The sequence below is a fragment of the Neobacillus sp. WH10 genome (assembly GCF_030123405.1).
Taxonomy (GTDB): domain Bacteria; phylum Bacillota; class Bacilli; order Bacillales; family Cytobacillaceae; genus Neobacillus.
Genome location: NZ_CP126110.1, coordinates 5,226,244 through 5,240,791, shown reverse-complemented (window position 1 = coordinate 5,240,791; position 14,548 = coordinate 5,226,244). Strand labels below are relative to the sequence as shown.

The window sequence follows — 14,548 nt, the reverse complement described above, 5'->3', positions numbered from 1 at the left end:
GATGAAGATGATTTTTCAAAATGAAAACTCCTTCGAGGTTGGAGAGAAAATTAGTAAAAGTAAGGTAGCGATATTACCGATTGGAGCCGTTGAGGCTCATGGACCCCATCTGCCGCTCGGCACAGATAACTATTTAGCAGAACGTTTAGCCGCAAGAGTTGCAGAAAAAACAGGTGCCTTTGTCCTGCCGACCTTGCCATACGGGCAGGTATGGAGTTTGAAAAACTTCCCAGGCAGCATCAATATCAGTAATGAATCGCTCATTTGTTTTATCTATGATATCGGTGTGAGTCTGTATGCGCAGGGTTTCCGTGTCTTTGCCATGATTAACGGCCATCTCGGTAATGCAGTGGCGATGAAGGAGGCGGCGCGAAGGCTGTTCAGCCAATATTCCGATTTTAAAATTCTTTACTTGTTTTATCCGGGCGTTAAAAAAGTGACGGATGAAGTTCGCGAAACCGCTGCGTCGCATGTAAGCTATTTTCATGCCTGTGAAATTGAGACCTCCTACATGCTATATTTGGCTGAGGAATTCGTGGATATGTCACAAGCAATTTCTGATATACCGAATATCCCGATGCATGCGGATGTGACCCCGATGCCTTGGGAAAAGTTCACCAGTTCGGCAGTTTTAGGCGATGCTACACTGGCTTCAAAGGAAAAAGGTGAAAAGATAATTGAAGTTGCCATCGAGAACATGGTTCAGCTTATAGAAGGTGCGAAAAATGAACTTAGCAAACCTAAATAAAATCGATGACTTTTTACTATTAAATTTTTTAGCTAAGGACCTCCAAAATGCCTTGGAAATTATGGAGGCTGGGGCGGGCTTTGTAGTGCCTGGGATTGTTTCGTCTGATTTTGAATGTATTGAAGATGGAATCAAAAAAGTAGTTGAACTTAAAGAAGCTGCCCCAGTAGTTAGCATCGGACTAGGCGACGGGGGGAATCCCGGCAACTGGGAAAAGGTCTTAACGATTGCTGCAGGATCCAACCCTGGGCATATTAACCAGCCTTTTGAGAAATCAAGTTTTTCACGTGGTTTTTTACGCGCGAAAGGACTTGAGCAAACGGTAAATGGACTGGTTAGTCCGACTGGAAAGGTCGGGTATGTTAAGCTGGACAGCCTGGAAATGAAGGTTGAGGACCTTGTGGAACTTGCACTGGCTATGGGGATTGAATCGATTAAGTTCATGCCGTTAAAGGGAACCGTGCATTTAGAGGAATTGGTGTATTTATGTAAGGTCGGTGCTGAAAAAGGCTTGACGGCTGTTGAGCCTGCGGGTGGAATTTCTTACGAAAATATTGCGGAAATTGTTGCTTCGGTTAGGGGAACAGGAATTTCGGTCTTCATGCCTCATCTATTTGGGGCAACGATTGATAAAGAATCCGGCAGGACGATTCCGGAAGAGGTTGCAAAGATTATTAAACAGGTTAGGGGTTGATACAGGTGCTTACTCAATATTTTGATATCGCGAAAGAAAAGCTTGAACGAGTTGAAAAGATGGAAAAAGAGAATTTAAGAAAAGCCGCGGAAATGGTGGCAGTGACGATTCAAAAAGGCGGAATTATTCAACTTTTTGGCTGCGGACATTCTCATATTTTAACAGAAGAAGTATTTTACCGTGCAGGCGGATTGGTACCAATTAAGCCGATACTAGTCGAACCATTAATGCTTCATGAGGGGGCACTTCGCTCTTCACAGCTAGAACGGCAAAACGATTATGCTGAGGATTTTTTAACAGTACAGGATATTCGGCCAGAGGATGTGGTATTTGTTTTATCTACATCAGGCCGTAACCCAGTACCTGTTGATGTAGCATTGCATGCAAAAGAAAAGGGAGCCTTTGTGATTGGAATTACCTCACTTGAATACTCACAAAGTCAGCCATCTCGCCATAAAAGCGGAAAGCATTTATACAATTCCGTTGATTTAGTTATCGATAATCAGTCCGTAAAAGGAGATGCTGCCCTTTCTTACGAAAAAGTTGCTGTTCCATTTGGGCCAACCTCGACGGTGGTTGGGGCGGTAATATTAAATGCGGTACTAGCGGAAGCCATCAAGATCATGGCCGACAACGACTTTGAGCCGCCTGTATTCTTAAGTGGCAACATCGACGGAGCGGATAACCACAACAACCAACTAGTAGAAAAATACCGCAGAAGAATTCCGCTGCTATCCTGAATGGTAGTTTGTGATGGGGTCTGCTTGAACTTAATTGGGGATTTTTAGCGAAGAACGGCCGGATTTATTGTGTGGAATCCGGCCATTTTTTTAATATAGCCCTCGTTGAATCTACTTTCGGGTTTTGAATGGTTTCCCTTTCAGGAATAAATTGATAGAAATATATTATGCTCAGGAAGGTGGAGAGGAATGAAACTAAAAGCAATTGATTTAGACGGTACCTTACTGGCAGATGATGGCACCATTAGTGAAGAGAATCGCCTTGCTTTACTGGAGGCACAAAGGTAAAAGCGGGTACAGTATTCACTGCTTCAGGGATAATTTTCAATAAAAGAAATCCACTTGATAGAAAATAAATTAGGACTCAATGATTAATCCATTAAGTAATTATCAGCCTTCCAAAAGGGAGGTTTTCTTTTATTTATTTATCAACAATATTATTTAACAAAGTCTTCTTCAAAAACAAAAACCCCACTCACTAATGAGTAGGGCACATGATAACAGTCAATCAAATGGTTAAGACATTGTAACCTATAATTTGTAGGATTCCTCATTTCCATCACCTAACTACGAAGTATCTTCTAAATAAGAATCTAACGAAATAGTGTTCAATGTGAAGATTTTAGATTTACTTAAAGGTAGCAAGAGATGAAAATCAGCGGCCATTTAATAGCGTCTTTTTCAACACTTTTGACAAAATTGTCTTTCCCATCTCCATATTCATGAATATCATTTGGATACTGTTCGGCAAGTTGGCTCTTTAATTCTCCATACTGTATACAGACTTCGGGATGTTTTTTTCTTACGAACTAAAGGACAAGATCGTTCAACTGAATTTTTGAAAATTCCTATACAAAAATAGTGTCTTGTGTTACGATTAGTGTAAAATTACACCAAAATCGTTTTGGTGATATATAAAGAGGTGGAAATTTGATGAAAAAATTAACAGGTGTCATAATAGGCTGTTTTTACTGTTTTCCATTTGCATTTTTTTCTATAAAAGCAGACTTTGATAATGGTTCTATGATGGGACATTTATTGATGATTGCGGCAACTACACTTCTTGCGTTCCTAGGTAAATTATTTTGCAACCTACTCCCCTGCATAGTCGGAAATATTGTCTCTTCGATAATCTCTTTATATTTTAACAGTAGAATGGCTGATGGATGGGATGAGGGTTATTTTAAGCCATTAACACCATCCCAATTAATCTTAGTTGTAAGCCTATTTAATTTGGTACCACAGTACATAGCAATATCTATAGCAAAACGTTTAAAAAATTATTTTTTAAAAAGCAGACATAGTTGATGCGTCTTTTAGTTGAACACCATATTAGATTAATGGGGGGGATTTTAAAAGTTGTGGGGAAGGTAAATCTAAGCACAGAGGAATTAGCCACGATGCTTATTTCAAAGGAGGGATTGAAATGAAGAAAAAATATACAGTAATAACTGCGATTATCCTTATACCAATAATTTTAATTGCAGGTTTTAAGGGTTTTATGTTCTATAACAAATATAACAAAGAAAATGCGAAAAAATCAATTTATGACTATATAGCGAGACAAGGAATAAATGAAAATCAACTAAAATATGCTGATTTTTATAAAGATTATAAAGAGGGTGGCTATATTCTTGCTGTTTATGTAGAAGGAGAAAAACCTGATATTTTTTATGAATATTCTTATAGAGATGGAGAAGTCTTTTTTGATGCCTATGATGGCGGTGCTGAAGCCATAAAACAAAAAATTTGGGGGGGAAGGGGACTTGAAGGAGAATTGACTAAATTAAAATATCCACCTCTAAAATAAAGTATGGATAGTTCAATCATTGATTGAGCTATTTTTTTATGGTCAAATTACAAAAAGCACCACAAAATACGGTGCAATTATCCATTTTCCCTTTCATTTTTCAATGCAATATAAAATTTTGAGATAGGAAACGGAACTCGTGTAAAAAATAGGAGTACTTTTTGTCATTTATTTATCAATAATAATATTTAACAGAGCCTTTTAAATCTAAGAAAGCATCTCTCGACATTCTTTTTTAGAGTTTGGGTGTAAAAAGTGTTTATAGAAGCAGGTTGAAGGCATCTTTAATCAAATGTTTGAGTAGTGTTGGAAAAAAGGGTAAAGAGTAGAAACATGGAGGTCCAAACGAATGGAATCATTTTCTGGGGAATATTGTTTTATTTTCTGAGAAAGTCCTAATCGTATATCGACAAAATATTTTTGTACCAGATTGATATAATTCCTTTATAGCAGTGTTTACTTTGCAATTAATCAAACGTTTAGTTACTTTTCTACCAGCGAAATATGGTCGATCTTTGTAGTTATATGTATGTTTAAAAAAGAGGCCAGCCTCACACTGATTAAGCGAGTTCATAATCTGTCACATTGCGTTCGATTACTCTTGCTCCTTTTGGTGCCACAAATCTGCCGCTGCTTGATGTGAAGATGTCCGATGCGATAATTTGCTCCATCGAATTTTTTACGACTTCTTCATCAATCGGCTCCTTCGGATTATCGTCTGACATTCGGGCAGTTTCCCAAACTTCGTTCCAAATTGCAATTCTAGCGTCTTCGCCATTTCCATTCACCCGATAAACTTACAATAAAAACTGTCCACAATGAATTTATATTGGTATCTAAATTTAGCAGACCCCCATCCATTTACATTGACTGAATGGATTTTTCGTATTAAGATGAATTAGATATAACCAAAATATTATCAAAAGTTAACAATAAAATAATCTTTTATTCAACCAAACGATCTATTCTTAGGAGGAATATCCATGCCGTTAATTAGATTTGATGTTATAGAAGGACGAAATGAGGAGTCTTTAAGAAAATTATTAGATGCAGCACACCGAGCTGTAGTTAAAGCATTTGATGTACCGGAAAGAGACCGATATCAAATTGTTACCCAGCATCCTGCAAATGAATTAGTCATTCAAGATACGGGCTTAGGATTTGAAAGAAGCCGCGATCTTGTCGTGATTAGTGTAACAAGCACAGAAAGAAGCAACCAGCAGAAAAAAGACTTCTATCGATTGGTTGTTCAAGAGTTGGGGGAGAGCTGCGGTATTGAACCTAATGATATTATGATATCCATTGCGACAAACGGAGCGGCGGATTGGAGCTTTGGATTTGGGGAAGCACAATTTTTAACGGGGGAGCTGTAATTCCCCGGATTTTTCCTTTGAAAATGGTAGATTCAATTAAAGTAGATTAATATTAAAAAGTACTCAACATATTACAAAGAGTTTGAAAAAAGGTTGACTGAAAGCGTTTTTAGTATTAAGATATAATCAAAGATAACCAAAACATAACCAAAATGTAATAATATTAAAGGGTGCTAGCAGGTTATCAAACTATAAGAACATATTAAAAGGCATAAACAACTTATTCATAAAACAACCGTTAATCAAGGAGGAACTAGAAATGTCTGAAGTAATGGTACAAGTTAAAAAACTAAAAAACTATATTAATGGTGAGTGGGTAGAAAGCAAAACTACTCAATACGATGATGTATACAACCCAGCTACAAAAGAAGTAATTGCTCAAGTTCCAATCTCTACAAAAGAAGATCTTGATTATGCAGTAGAAGCAGCAGCAAAGGCGTTTGAAGAGTGGAAAAATGTCCCTGTTCAAAAGCGTGCAAGAGTTTTATTTAAATTCCAACAATTATTACAAGAAAATACAAATGAATTAGCGCGGATTATTACCATCGAAAATGGTAAAGCTTTTTCCGAAGCATTAGGTGAAGTGGGACGCGGAATTGAAAATGCTGAGTTTGCGGCAGGGGCTCCTACGCTCATGATGGGCGATTCATTAACAACTATAGCGAAAGATGTTGAAGTTACGAACTACCGTTATCCAATCGGGGTTGTAGGCGGTATCACACCATTCAACTTCCCAATGATGGTACCTTGCTGGATGTTCCCAATGGCAATTGCAGTAGGTAATACATTTGTATTGAAGCCATCTGAAAGAACTCCATTATTGGCACAAAAATTAGCAGAGCTATTAGAAGAGGCAGGTCTCCCTAAAGGCGTATTCAACATAGTTCATGGTGCACATGATGTGGTAAATGGACTTCTTGATCATCCACAAGTGAAAGCTATTTCGTTTGTTGGTTCACAGCCAGTTGGTGAATATGTTTACAAACGCGGAAGCGAGAACCTAAAACGTGTTCAAGCGTTAACAGGTGCTAAGAACCATTCCATCGTTTTAAATGATGCTGAATTAGAACATGCTACAACAAACGTAATTGCTTCTGCATTTGGATCAGCTGGCGAACGCTGCATGGCTTGCTCTGTTGTAACAGTTGAAGAAGGCGTTGCTGATGCATTCCTTGAAAAATTAATCGAAAAAGCAAAAGATGTGAAGATTGGTAACGGCCTTGATGAAGGTGTGTTCTTAGGTCCGGTTATTCGTGAACAAAACCATCAACGTACATTAGGCTACATCCAAAAAGGTATTGAAGAAGGCGCGAAACTAGTTTGTGACGGCCGCGAAAGACAACCAGAAGAAGGATACTTCGTTGGACCAACAATTTTTGACGGTGTAAACACTGATATGCAAATCTGGAAAGATGAAATCTTTGCTCCTGTATTATCAATTGTTCGTGTTAAAAACTTAAAAGAAGCAGTTGAAACAGCAAATAAATCAGAATTTGCAAATGGTGCATGTATTTATACATCAAATGCTTCATCTATTCGTTACTTCCGTGAAAATATCGATGCTGGTATGTTAGGAGTTAACTTAGGAGTTCCGGCACCAATGGCATTCTTCCCATTCTCTGGCTGGAAATCATCGTTCTACGGCACATTACCTGCCAACGGAAAAGATGGCGTTGAGTTCTACACTCGCAAGAAAGTAGTAACAGCAAACTACAAAGCACCATCATTTTAATAGAACTTGGAATGAAGGCTATTATCCTGACTATCTTAAGTCAGGGTAATAGTCTTCATAATTGATGATATAGGAGTTGAAGAAAAGTGAGTAAATTACTCCGAAAACCGAATCAAGTAGAAGTATCACCAGGAGTCAAAGTAATCCATGAAGTAACAAGTGAAAATTCACCATTAGAATATGTAGCAATGAGAGTAGTGGATTTAGCACCAGGAGCCAGCTACAGAGAAGAATTAGGAAAAGTAGAATGCTGCATTGTTGCTCTAACTGGAAAAATCAATGTAACAGACCAACAAGAAACATTTAAAAAGATCGGTACGAGGGAAAGTGTTTTCGAAAAGAAACCGACAGATAGTGTCTATGTTTCAAATGACCGTACGTTTGCAGTTGAAGCAGTAACAGAAGCACGTATTATTCTTTGCTACTCTCCTTCAGAGAAGCAATTACCAACAAGACTTATTAAAGCTGAAGACAACAGCATTGAACATAGAGGAAAATATAATAATAAACGATTAGTACACAATATTTTACCTGACTCAGACCCATCTGCCAATAGTTTGCTGGTAGTAGAAGTGTTCACTGAAAGCGGAAACTGGTCAAGCTATCCGCCGCATAAACATGATCAAGACAATTTGCCACATGAATCATTTTTAGAAGAAACTTACTATCATGAAATGAATCCCAGACAGGGCTTTGTTTTTCAACGTGTCTATACAGATGATCGTTCCCTTGATGAAACGATGGCAGTGGAAAATGGAGATGTTGTATTAGTGCCTGCAGGGTATCATCCTGTAGCGGTTCCGGATGGGTATGAATCCTATTATTTAAACATTATGGCCGGACCGAAGCGAATTTGGAAATTCCACAATGAACCGGCACATGAATGGATCCTAGAACGCAAATAAATAATAAGGAGATCTAAAACAACATGAAAATTGAATTTAATTCAGAGAAAGAATTTGACATAATCGCTATTGGCCGTGCATGCATCGATTTAAACGCTGTCGAATATAACCGTCCAATGGAAGAAACAATGACATTCAAAAAATATGTCGGCGGATCACCTGCAAATATTGCGATTGGAACATCTAAGCTTGGCTTAAAAGCAGGCTTTATTGGAAAACTAGCAGACGACCAGCATGGCCGTTTTATTAAACAATATATGGCTGGTGTCGGTGTCGACACATCCAATATGGTAACAGACCAAGAAGGACATAAAACAGGCTTAGCTTTTACCGAAATTAAAAGCCCTGAAGAGTGCAGTATCTTAATGTACCGTGATGAAGTGGCCGACCTTTACTTAGATCCTTCTGAAGTAAGTGAAGACTACATTAAAAGATCCAAAATCCTTTTAGTCTCAGGAACAGCTCTTGCAAAAAGCCCATCACGTGAAGCGATATTAAAAGCTGTACAGCTTGCAAAGAAAAATGACGTGAAAGTTATTTTTGAACTGGATTACCGCGGTTATACATGGGCATCGAAGGAAGAAACATCTGTTTACTATACATTGGTTGCCCAGCAGGCTGATGTTGTCGTTGGTACACGGGATGAATTTGATGTCATGGAAAATATCGAAGCAGGCAGCAACGAAGCAACCATTTCTGCTTTATTCAACCATTCTCCGGAACTAGTTGTCATTAAGCACGGTGTCGAAGGCTCATACGCCTATATAAAATCAGGCGAAACGTTCAGAGGCCACGCTTATTTAACGAAAGTTTTAAAGACATTCGGCGCAGGGGATTCCTACGCTTCCGCTTTCCTCTATGCTTTAATCACTGGAAAAGATATTGAAACAGCACTAAAATATGGCAGTGCTTCTGCAGCAATCGTTGTAAGTAAGCACAGTTCTTCTGAAGCAATGCCAACAGTAGAAGAAATTGAGCAATTAATTGCTGACCGCTCTAAAGAAGCAGTGACAAATCAGTAAGAGGTGAAAATGTCATGGGGAAAACTAGATTAACAACTGCGCAAGCCCTAATCAAATTTTTAAACCAGCAATATATCCATGTTGACGGAGAAGAATTCCCATTCGTTGAAGGTATTTTCAGTGTGTTCGGACACGGAAACGTATTGGGAATTGGCCAGGCATTAGAACAAGACCCAGGACACTTAAAGGTTTTTCAGGGGAAAAATGAACAAGGGATGGCACTTGCAGCGATGGCATACAGCAAACAAATGCTACGCCAGAAAATCTATGCTGTGACAACATCTGTTGGACCAGGATCTGCGAATCTAGTGACTGCTGCCGGAACAGCACTTGCAAACAATATTCCGATGTTACTATTACCAGGGGATACATTTGCATCAAGACAGCCTGACCCTGTATTACAGCAAGTGGAACAGGAATATAGCGCAGCGGTTACGACAAATGATGCCTTAAAACCTGTCTCCAGATATTGGGACCGTATTACCCGTCCTGAGCAGTTATTGTCAAGTCTTATTCGTGCATTTGAAGTCATGACTGATCCAGGCAAAGCCGGCCCTGTAACGATTTGCCTAGCGCAGGATGTCGAAGGTGAAGCATATGATTATGATGAAAAATTCTTCGAAAGACGTGTACACTATTTGGATCGTAAAGCACCGGTGGAACGTGAACTAAAAGGCGCTGCCGAAATGATTAAAGCAAGTAAAAAGCCGTTAATCCTTGTTGGCGGTGGAGCTAAATATTCAGAAGCACGTGACATTTTAGTGGCTCTCTCTGAAAAACATAGTATTCCATTAGTAGAAACACAAGCTGGTAAAGCAACTGTTGAATCTACTTTTAAAAATAACTTAGGTGGTATGGGCGTTACTGGTACGCTGGCAGCTAATAAAGCAGCACGCCAGGCAGATTTAATTATCGGAATCGGTACCCGCTATACAGATTTCGTAACATCATCTAAAACAGCATTCAACTTTGAAACAGCTAAGTTTTTAAATATTAATGTCAGCCGCCTGCAGGCGTATAAATTGGATGCCTTCCAGGTAGTTGCTGATGCAAAAACAACATTGGAGCAATTAGCACCGCTATTAGATGGATATGAGAGTGAGTTCGGACAAACAATTGCTGAATTGAAGCAAGAGTGGAATTCCGAGCGTGAACGCTTAAGCAAAGTAACCTTTACTCGTGAAAACTTTGAACCGGAAATTAGGAACCACTTCTCACAAGAGGTTTTAAATGAGTATGCCGATGTATTAAACACCGAATTAGCGCAGACAACAGCATTAATCGCTGTCAATGATACGATTGATCCGGATAGTACGATTATTACTTCTGCTGGATCCCTTCCTGGCGATGTTCAGCGTATTTGGAATCCGACTGTAGCGAACACGTATAACGTAGAATACGGATACTCATGTATGGGATATGAAGTTTCAGGTGCACTAGGCGTTAAATTAGCTAATCCGGATAAAGAAGTTTATTCTCTTGTTGGTGACGGCAGTTTCTTAATGCTGCACTCTGAGCTGATCACAGCGATTCAGTATGGTAAAAAAATCAATGTTGTTCTTTTTGATAACTCTGGTTTCGGTTGTATTAATAACCTGCAAATGGGCAATGGCATGGGAACATATTTCACAGAGTTCAGAACACATGACAATAAAGTTTTAAATATTGACTATGCAAAAGTGGCTGAAGGCTATGGTGCGAAAACATACCGTGTTAATACTATCGAACAATTGAAAGTCGCTTTAGAAGATGCGAAAAAGCAGGAAGTTTCTACTTTAATTGAGATTAAAGTGCTTCCAAAAACAATGACAGAAGGTTATGACAGCTGGTGGAATGTTGGAGTGGCAGAAGTATCTAATAAAGAGGGCATTCAACAGGCATTTGAATCTAGAAAGCAAAAATTAGAAACGGCAAAACAATACTAATAGAGTGAAGAATCGGTTGCGAGGGTCTGAAAACCCTCGCTTCCTACAATTCTATTCACGATTAAGAGAGGTGAGACAGGTGACAACAGCACAATCATCAAGATTGGTTTCTATGAAGGAGATGCTATCAAAAGCTAAAGAAGGAAAATATGCAGTTGGAGCATTTAACATAAACAGCTTTCAATGGGCAGAAGCGATTCTAGAGGCAGCACAGGAAGAACAAGCTCCTGTTATTGTATCATCTTCTGACAGACTAGTAGATTACTTAGGCGGGTTTAAGACAATTGCCGCAATGGTTAATAGTATTGTAGAAACAAAGAACATTACTGTTCCAGTTGCCTTGCACTTAGATCATGGAAGCAGTGTGGAACGTTGCTTGGAGGCGATTGATGCCGGGTACACATCCGTTATGATAGACGGATCACATCATCCAATTGATAGAAATATTGAAATGACCAAACAAGTGACAGATTATGCAGGAAAATATGGAGTGACGGTTGAAGCAGAGGTTGGAACTGTTGGCGGTAATGAAGATGGACTTATCGGCGGGATTCAATATGCAGATCCGGAGGAATGTTTACGTATTGTCAAAGAAACAGGGATTGATGCATTAGCAGCCGCTCTTGGGTCTGTTCATGGTCCATACCAAGGTGTGCCCAAATTAGGATTTGCGGAAATGAAGGAGATTTCAGAAATGACTAATTTGCCGCTTGTACTACACGGCGGTTCAGGTATCCCTGACTACCAAATTCAAAAGGCAATTGAACTTGGCCATGCAAAGATTAATGTGAATACAGAATGTCTGCAGGCATGGACAAAAGCTGTTCGCGAAGTTTTGGATAAGGACAAAAAAGTATATGATGCACGTACCATCCTTTCTCCGGGTAAAGAAGCTGTAAAACAAACTGTCGTAGGAAAAATTAGAGAATTTAAATCAAATAATAAAGCGTAAAGAAGGGGAAGATGTCGATTTATTTTTCAAAGGCATCCTCTAATTTTCACTTTTTTAGGAACCAAGAATTGTTTTAGTGGATGGTTTTTGGCCAATTGCATACTAGCTACTGTTTTCAGTATAGCTTGGAGCAGAGGTGAGGTGCGTTCTGAAGCATTTGCAAATGTGGTGGCAGAAGGCGGTATTCGGAAGAAAAAACGATGTAAAAAGTACATCAAAAGCCTAGGTTAAAGACTGATAATTCTAAATTTACATATAATTATGTTTTTAGTGATGTTAAACAAAAATAATTGACTGAAAGCGTTATTAATAATAAGATTTATGTAGAGATAATCAAAATATACCCAAAAGTTGACAGAAACTTGAGGTTGCTATCATATCTCATATCACAAACTGATCTTTTTAATAATTTTTGAAAGCGCTTATCAAGCAGTTAAAAGGAGGAGGATCACCATGAACGAAGTTAGAGTAGGGATTGTTGGATTAGGTAGACTTGGAAGAACACATGCAATAAATCTAGCTCAAAATGTTCCGGGTGCAAAATTAGTAGCAGCCTGCAGCTTTGTAGAAGATGAACTGGAATACGCTAAAAGGGAACTAGGTGTAACAGAAACTTATAAATCCTTTGAAGAAATGGCTGCAAGCCCAAATCTTGATGCAGTATGTATCGTTTCACCATCCGGCTACCATCCAGAACAAATTCGATTAGCGATGGAAAAAGGCCTGCATGTATTCAGTGAAAAGCCAATTGGATTAGATATTGAAGATATTGAAAAAACAATGGAAGTTATCAACGCTCATCCTGATCAAGTATTCCAGCTTGGATTTATGAGAAGATACGATGAATCCTATCAATATGCTAAAAAGATGGTAGACGAAGGGCAATTAGGTGAACTAACAGTTGTTCGTTGCTACGGTATTGATCCAAGTTCTGGATTGGAGAGCTTCGTCGATTTCGCCCGAAACAGCAATAGCGGCGGGCTATTCTCAGATATGTCCATCCATGATATTGACTTGGTAAGATGGTTTACGAAAAAGGAAGTCAGCCGTGTGTGGGCGATGGGTAAAAACGCTGCTTATCCGGAGCTCGATGAATTAAATGAATTAGAAACCGGCGCAGCTATGATGCAGCTGGAAGATAAAACAATGGCCATTTTAGTTGCAGGACGAAATGCGGCACATGGTTATCATGTAGAAACAGAATTAATTGGAACAAAGGGAATGCTTCGTGTAGCTGCTGCGCCAGAGAAAAACCTTGTAACGGTCTTTGATGAAAATGGTGCAGTAAGACCTACATCACAGAACTTCCCTGAGCGCTTTAGAGATGCGTTTGTTCATGAAATGAAGGAATTTATTTCTTGTATTAAAGAAAAACGCCAACCTGAAGTAGGTGCTATTGATGGTCTGCAAAGTACTAAAGTAGCAATTGCATGCCAACAATCTGTTGAAGCAAATCAAATTGTTGAAGTAAAGTAATATCCAAATTATAGAAGATAAAAAAGGGAATCCATCGCACAATGGATTCCTGAAAATAAAAAAATATATGTAAACAATAATATACCCTAATTTCAAATAAACAGCAAATTCACCATTCATTTTCAGGGAGGAAATAATAATGACAGCGGAAACAAAAATTCAGTTCGGTTGTGCACCTATTGCTTGGACAAATGATGATATGCCTGAATTAGGCGGAGAAAATACATTTGAACAATGTATTAGTGAAATGGCGTTAGCCGGCTATACAGGAACAGAGATTGGAAATAAGTATCCCCGTGATCCAGAGACATTAAAAAAATATTTAGAACTCAGAAATCTTCGAGTGGCAAGTGCCTGGTTTAGTGCATTTTTAACAACAAAACCTTTTGAAGAAACGAAACAAGCATTCCTTGAACATCGTGATTTCCTCCATGCCATGGGTGCAAAAGTCATTGTTGTATCTGAGCAGGGACATAGTGTTCAAGGACAAATGGATACACCGGTATTCAAGGAAAAGCCAGTGTTCACAGATGTTGATTGGGATAAATTAACACATGGACTAGAGGCATTAGGGGAGTTAGCTAACGAAAAGGGAATGGAAATCGTTTACCACCACCATATGGGGACAGGCGTTCAAACAACTGCTGAAATCAATCGGTTAATGGAAAATACTTCTGCTGATAAAGTGTCGCTGCTATTTGACACAGGCCACCTTGTATTCTCAGGTGAAAATCCAATTGAAATTTATCAAAAATACCAATCACGTATCAAACATATCCATTTTAAAGATATTCGGGAGTCTGTTGCGAAAGAAGTTAAGGACAATCAAGATAGTTTCCTTACCGGTGTTAAAAAGGGTGTATTTACGGTTCCTGGAGACGGAATGATTGATTTTGAACCTATTATGAAAGCGATTCTTGAAAGCGGATACGAGGGCTGGATTGTTGTTGAGGCAGAGCAAGACCCGGCGAAGGCGAATCCATTTGAATACGCTTTAAAGGGAAGAAGACATATTGATCAATTAATGCCCCAAAAACAGTTAATCTAAAACTCATATATTATTTTATTCGGCTCATTCCTATTCACCTACAAGATTTAATATTAATGAGCCGGGTTACTTATATATTACTGAGATTACTTGATTAGTAAACTTAGTTTTATAGGTTCGGTG

15 protein-coding genes and 1 pseudogene are annotated in these 14,548 nt (G+C 38.7%); 14 read left to right on the top strand and 2 right to left on the bottom strand.

From position 1 onward, the window contains the following. The first annotated feature begins 7 nt into the window (after positions 1-7). The 4 genes from QNH20_RS25330 to QNH20_RS25315 all read left to right on the top strand — a co-directional run bounded on the left by QNH20_RS25330 (position 8) and on the right by QNH20_RS25315 (position 2,470). The gene (locus QNH20_RS25330; RefSeq protein ID WP_283920678.1) at positions 8-748 is read left to right on the top strand and encodes a creatininase family protein; all 741 of its coding nucleotides are present in this window, start codon (positions 8-10) and stop codon (positions 746-748) included. Beyond that, positions 717-1,442 carry a KDGP aldolase gene (locus QNH20_RS25325; protein WP_481858010.1) on the top strand — a complete coding sequence of 242 codons (726 nt, stop codon included), beginning with the start codon at positions 717-719 and terminating at the stop codon, positions 1,440-1,442. Before QNH20_RS25330 ends, QNH20_RS25325 begins: the two co-directional genes overlap by 32 nt. A gap of 5 nt (positions 1,443-1,447) precedes the next feature. After that, entirely contained in the window at positions 1,448-2,182 is a 735-nt protein-coding gene (locus tag QNH20_RS25320) for an SIS domain-containing protein (protein WP_283920676.1), read from the top strand. Positions 2,183-2,371: 189 nt separating this feature from the next. After that, positions 2,372-2,470 carry an HAD hydrolase family protein gene (locus QNH20_RS25315; protein WP_283920675.1) on the top strand — a complete coding sequence of 33 codons (99 nt, stop codon included), beginning with the start codon at positions 2,372-2,374 and terminating at the stop codon, positions 2,468-2,470. A gap of 344 nt (positions 2,471-2,814) precedes the next feature. Here QNH20_RS25315 and QNH20_RS25310 read toward each other — a convergent pair. Further along, positions 2,815-2,967, bottom strand: a pseudogene (locus tag QNH20_RS25310) (GrpB family protein); the annotation flags it as partial. Between the two features lie 148 nt (positions 2,968-3,115). Here QNH20_RS25310 and QNH20_RS25305 point away from each other — a divergent pair. Both QNH20_RS25305 and QNH20_RS25300 read left to right on the top strand, forming a co-directional pair. Then, positions 3,116-3,490, top strand: a complete 375-nt coding sequence (locus tag QNH20_RS25305; RefSeq protein ID WP_283920674.1) for a hypothetical protein — start codon at positions 3,116-3,118, stop codon at positions 3,488-3,490. Positions 3,491-3,608: 118 nt separating this feature from the next. Beyond that, on the top strand, positions 3,609-3,992 hold the full coding sequence (locus tag QNH20_RS25300; protein ID WP_283920673.1) for a DUF3139 domain-containing protein: 384 nt from the start codon (positions 3,609-3,611) through the stop codon (positions 3,990-3,992). A gap of 560 nt (positions 3,993-4,552) precedes the next feature. Here QNH20_RS25300 and QNH20_RS25295 read toward each other — a convergent pair. Further along, positions 4,553-4,717 carry a DUF2922 domain-containing protein gene (locus tag QNH20_RS25295; RefSeq protein ID WP_349632690.1) on the bottom strand — a complete coding sequence of 55 codons (165 nt, stop codon included), beginning with the start codon at positions 4,715-4,717 and terminating at the stop codon, positions 4,553-4,555. Between the two features lie 258 nt (positions 4,718-4,975). Here QNH20_RS25295 and QNH20_RS25290 point away from each other — a divergent pair, with 258 nt between their 5' ends. The 8 genes from QNH20_RS25290 (at position 4,976) to iolE (ending at position 14,425) form a co-directional block, all read left to right on the top strand. Next, positions 4,976-5,365: a tautomerase family protein gene (locus QNH20_RS25290; RefSeq protein WP_283920672.1), complete on the top strand. Its 390-nt coding sequence runs from the start codon at positions 4,976-4,978 to the stop codon at positions 5,363-5,365. 271 nt (positions 5,366-5,636) lie between these two features. Beyond that, a complete protein-coding gene (locus tag QNH20_RS25285) occupies positions 5,637-7,097 on the top strand; it encodes a CoA-acylating methylmalonate-semialdehyde dehydrogenase (RefSeq protein ID WP_283923507.1) in 1,461 nt (486 codons plus the stop codon). Positions 7,098-7,183: 86 nt separating this feature from the next. Further along, positions 7,184-8,002 (top strand): 5-deoxy-glucuronate isomerase, encoded by an 819-nt coding sequence (gene iolB, locus QNH20_RS25280; protein WP_283920671.1) that lies wholly within the window; start codon positions 7,184-7,186, stop codon positions 8,000-8,002. Positions 8,003-8,025: 23 nt separating this feature from the next. After that, positions 8,026-9,024, top strand: a complete 999-nt coding sequence (gene iolC / locus QNH20_RS25275; protein WP_283920670.1) for a 5-dehydro-2-deoxygluconokinase — start codon at positions 8,026-8,028, stop codon at positions 9,022-9,024. Positions 9,025-9,038: 14 nt separating this feature from the next. Beyond that, a complete protein-coding gene (gene iolD / locus QNH20_RS25270) occupies positions 9,039-10,949 on the top strand; it encodes a 3D-(3,5/4)-trihydroxycyclohexane-1,2-dione acylhydrolase (decyclizing) (RefSeq protein WP_283920669.1) in 1,911 nt (636 codons plus the stop codon). Positions 10,950-11,061: 112 nt separating this feature from the next. Next, positions 11,062-11,901 (top strand): class II fructose-1,6-bisphosphate aldolase, encoded by an 840-nt coding sequence (gene fba, locus QNH20_RS25265; protein ID WP_283923506.1) that lies wholly within the window; start codon positions 11,062-11,064, stop codon positions 11,899-11,901. 453 nt (positions 11,902-12,354) lie between these two features. Then, positions 12,355-13,377 carry an inositol 2-dehydrogenase gene (iolG, locus tag QNH20_RS25260; RefSeq protein WP_283920668.1) on the top strand — a complete coding sequence of 341 codons (1,023 nt, stop codon included), beginning with the start codon at positions 12,355-12,357 and terminating at the stop codon, positions 13,375-13,377. Between the two features lie 139 nt (positions 13,378-13,516). Continuing rightward, positions 13,517-14,425, top strand: a complete 909-nt coding sequence (gene iolE / locus QNH20_RS25255; RefSeq protein ID WP_283920667.1) for a myo-inosose-2 dehydratase — start codon at positions 13,517-13,519, stop codon at positions 14,423-14,425. The last annotated feature ends 123 nt before the right edge of the window (positions 14,426-14,548 follow it).

Excerpts from the sequence above, each read along its gene's own strand:
- QNH20_RS25330 (WP_283920678.1), top strand. The coding sequence starts at position 8 with ATGATTTTTCAAAATGAAAACTCCTTCGAGGTTGGAGAGAAAATTAGT.
- QNH20_RS25315 (WP_283920675.1), top strand. The coding sequence starts at position 2,372 with ATGAAACTAAAAGCAATTGATTTAGACGGTACCTTACTGGCAGATGAT.
- QNH20_RS25305 (WP_283920674.1), top strand. The coding sequence starts at position 3,116 with ATGAAAAAATTAACAGGTGTCATAATAGGCTGTTTTTACTGTTTTCCA.
- QNH20_RS25300 (WP_283920673.1), top strand. The coding sequence starts at position 3,609 with ATGAAGAAAAAATATACAGTAATAACTGCGATTATCCTTATACCAATA.
- QNH20_RS25295 (WP_349632690.1), bottom strand. The coding sequence starts at position 4,717 with ATGTCAGACGATAATCCGAAGGAGCCGATTGATGAAGAAGTCGTAAAA.
- QNH20_RS25290 (WP_283920672.1), top strand. The coding sequence starts at position 4,976 with ATGCCGTTAATTAGATTTGATGTTATAGAAGGACGAAATGAGGAGTCT.
- QNH20_RS25285 (WP_283923507.1), top strand. The coding sequence starts at position 5,637 with ATGGTACAAGTTAAAAAACTAAAAAACTATATTAATGGTGAGTGGGTA.
- iolC (WP_283920670.1), top strand. The coding sequence starts at position 8,026 with ATGAAAATTGAATTTAATTCAGAGAAAGAATTTGACATAATCGCTATT.
- iolD (WP_283920669.1), top strand. The coding sequence starts at position 9,039 with ATGGGGAAAACTAGATTAACAACTGCGCAAGCCCTAATCAAATTTTTA.
- fba (WP_283923506.1), top strand. The coding sequence starts at position 11,062 with ATGAAGGAGATGCTATCAAAAGCTAAAGAAGGAAAATATGCAGTTGGA.
- iolG (WP_283920668.1), top strand. The coding sequence starts at position 12,355 with ATGAACGAAGTTAGAGTAGGGATTGTTGGATTAGGTAGACTTGGAAGA.
- iolE (WP_283920667.1), top strand. The coding sequence starts at position 13,517 with ATGACAGCGGAAACAAAAATTCAGTTCGGTTGTGCACCTATTGCTTGG.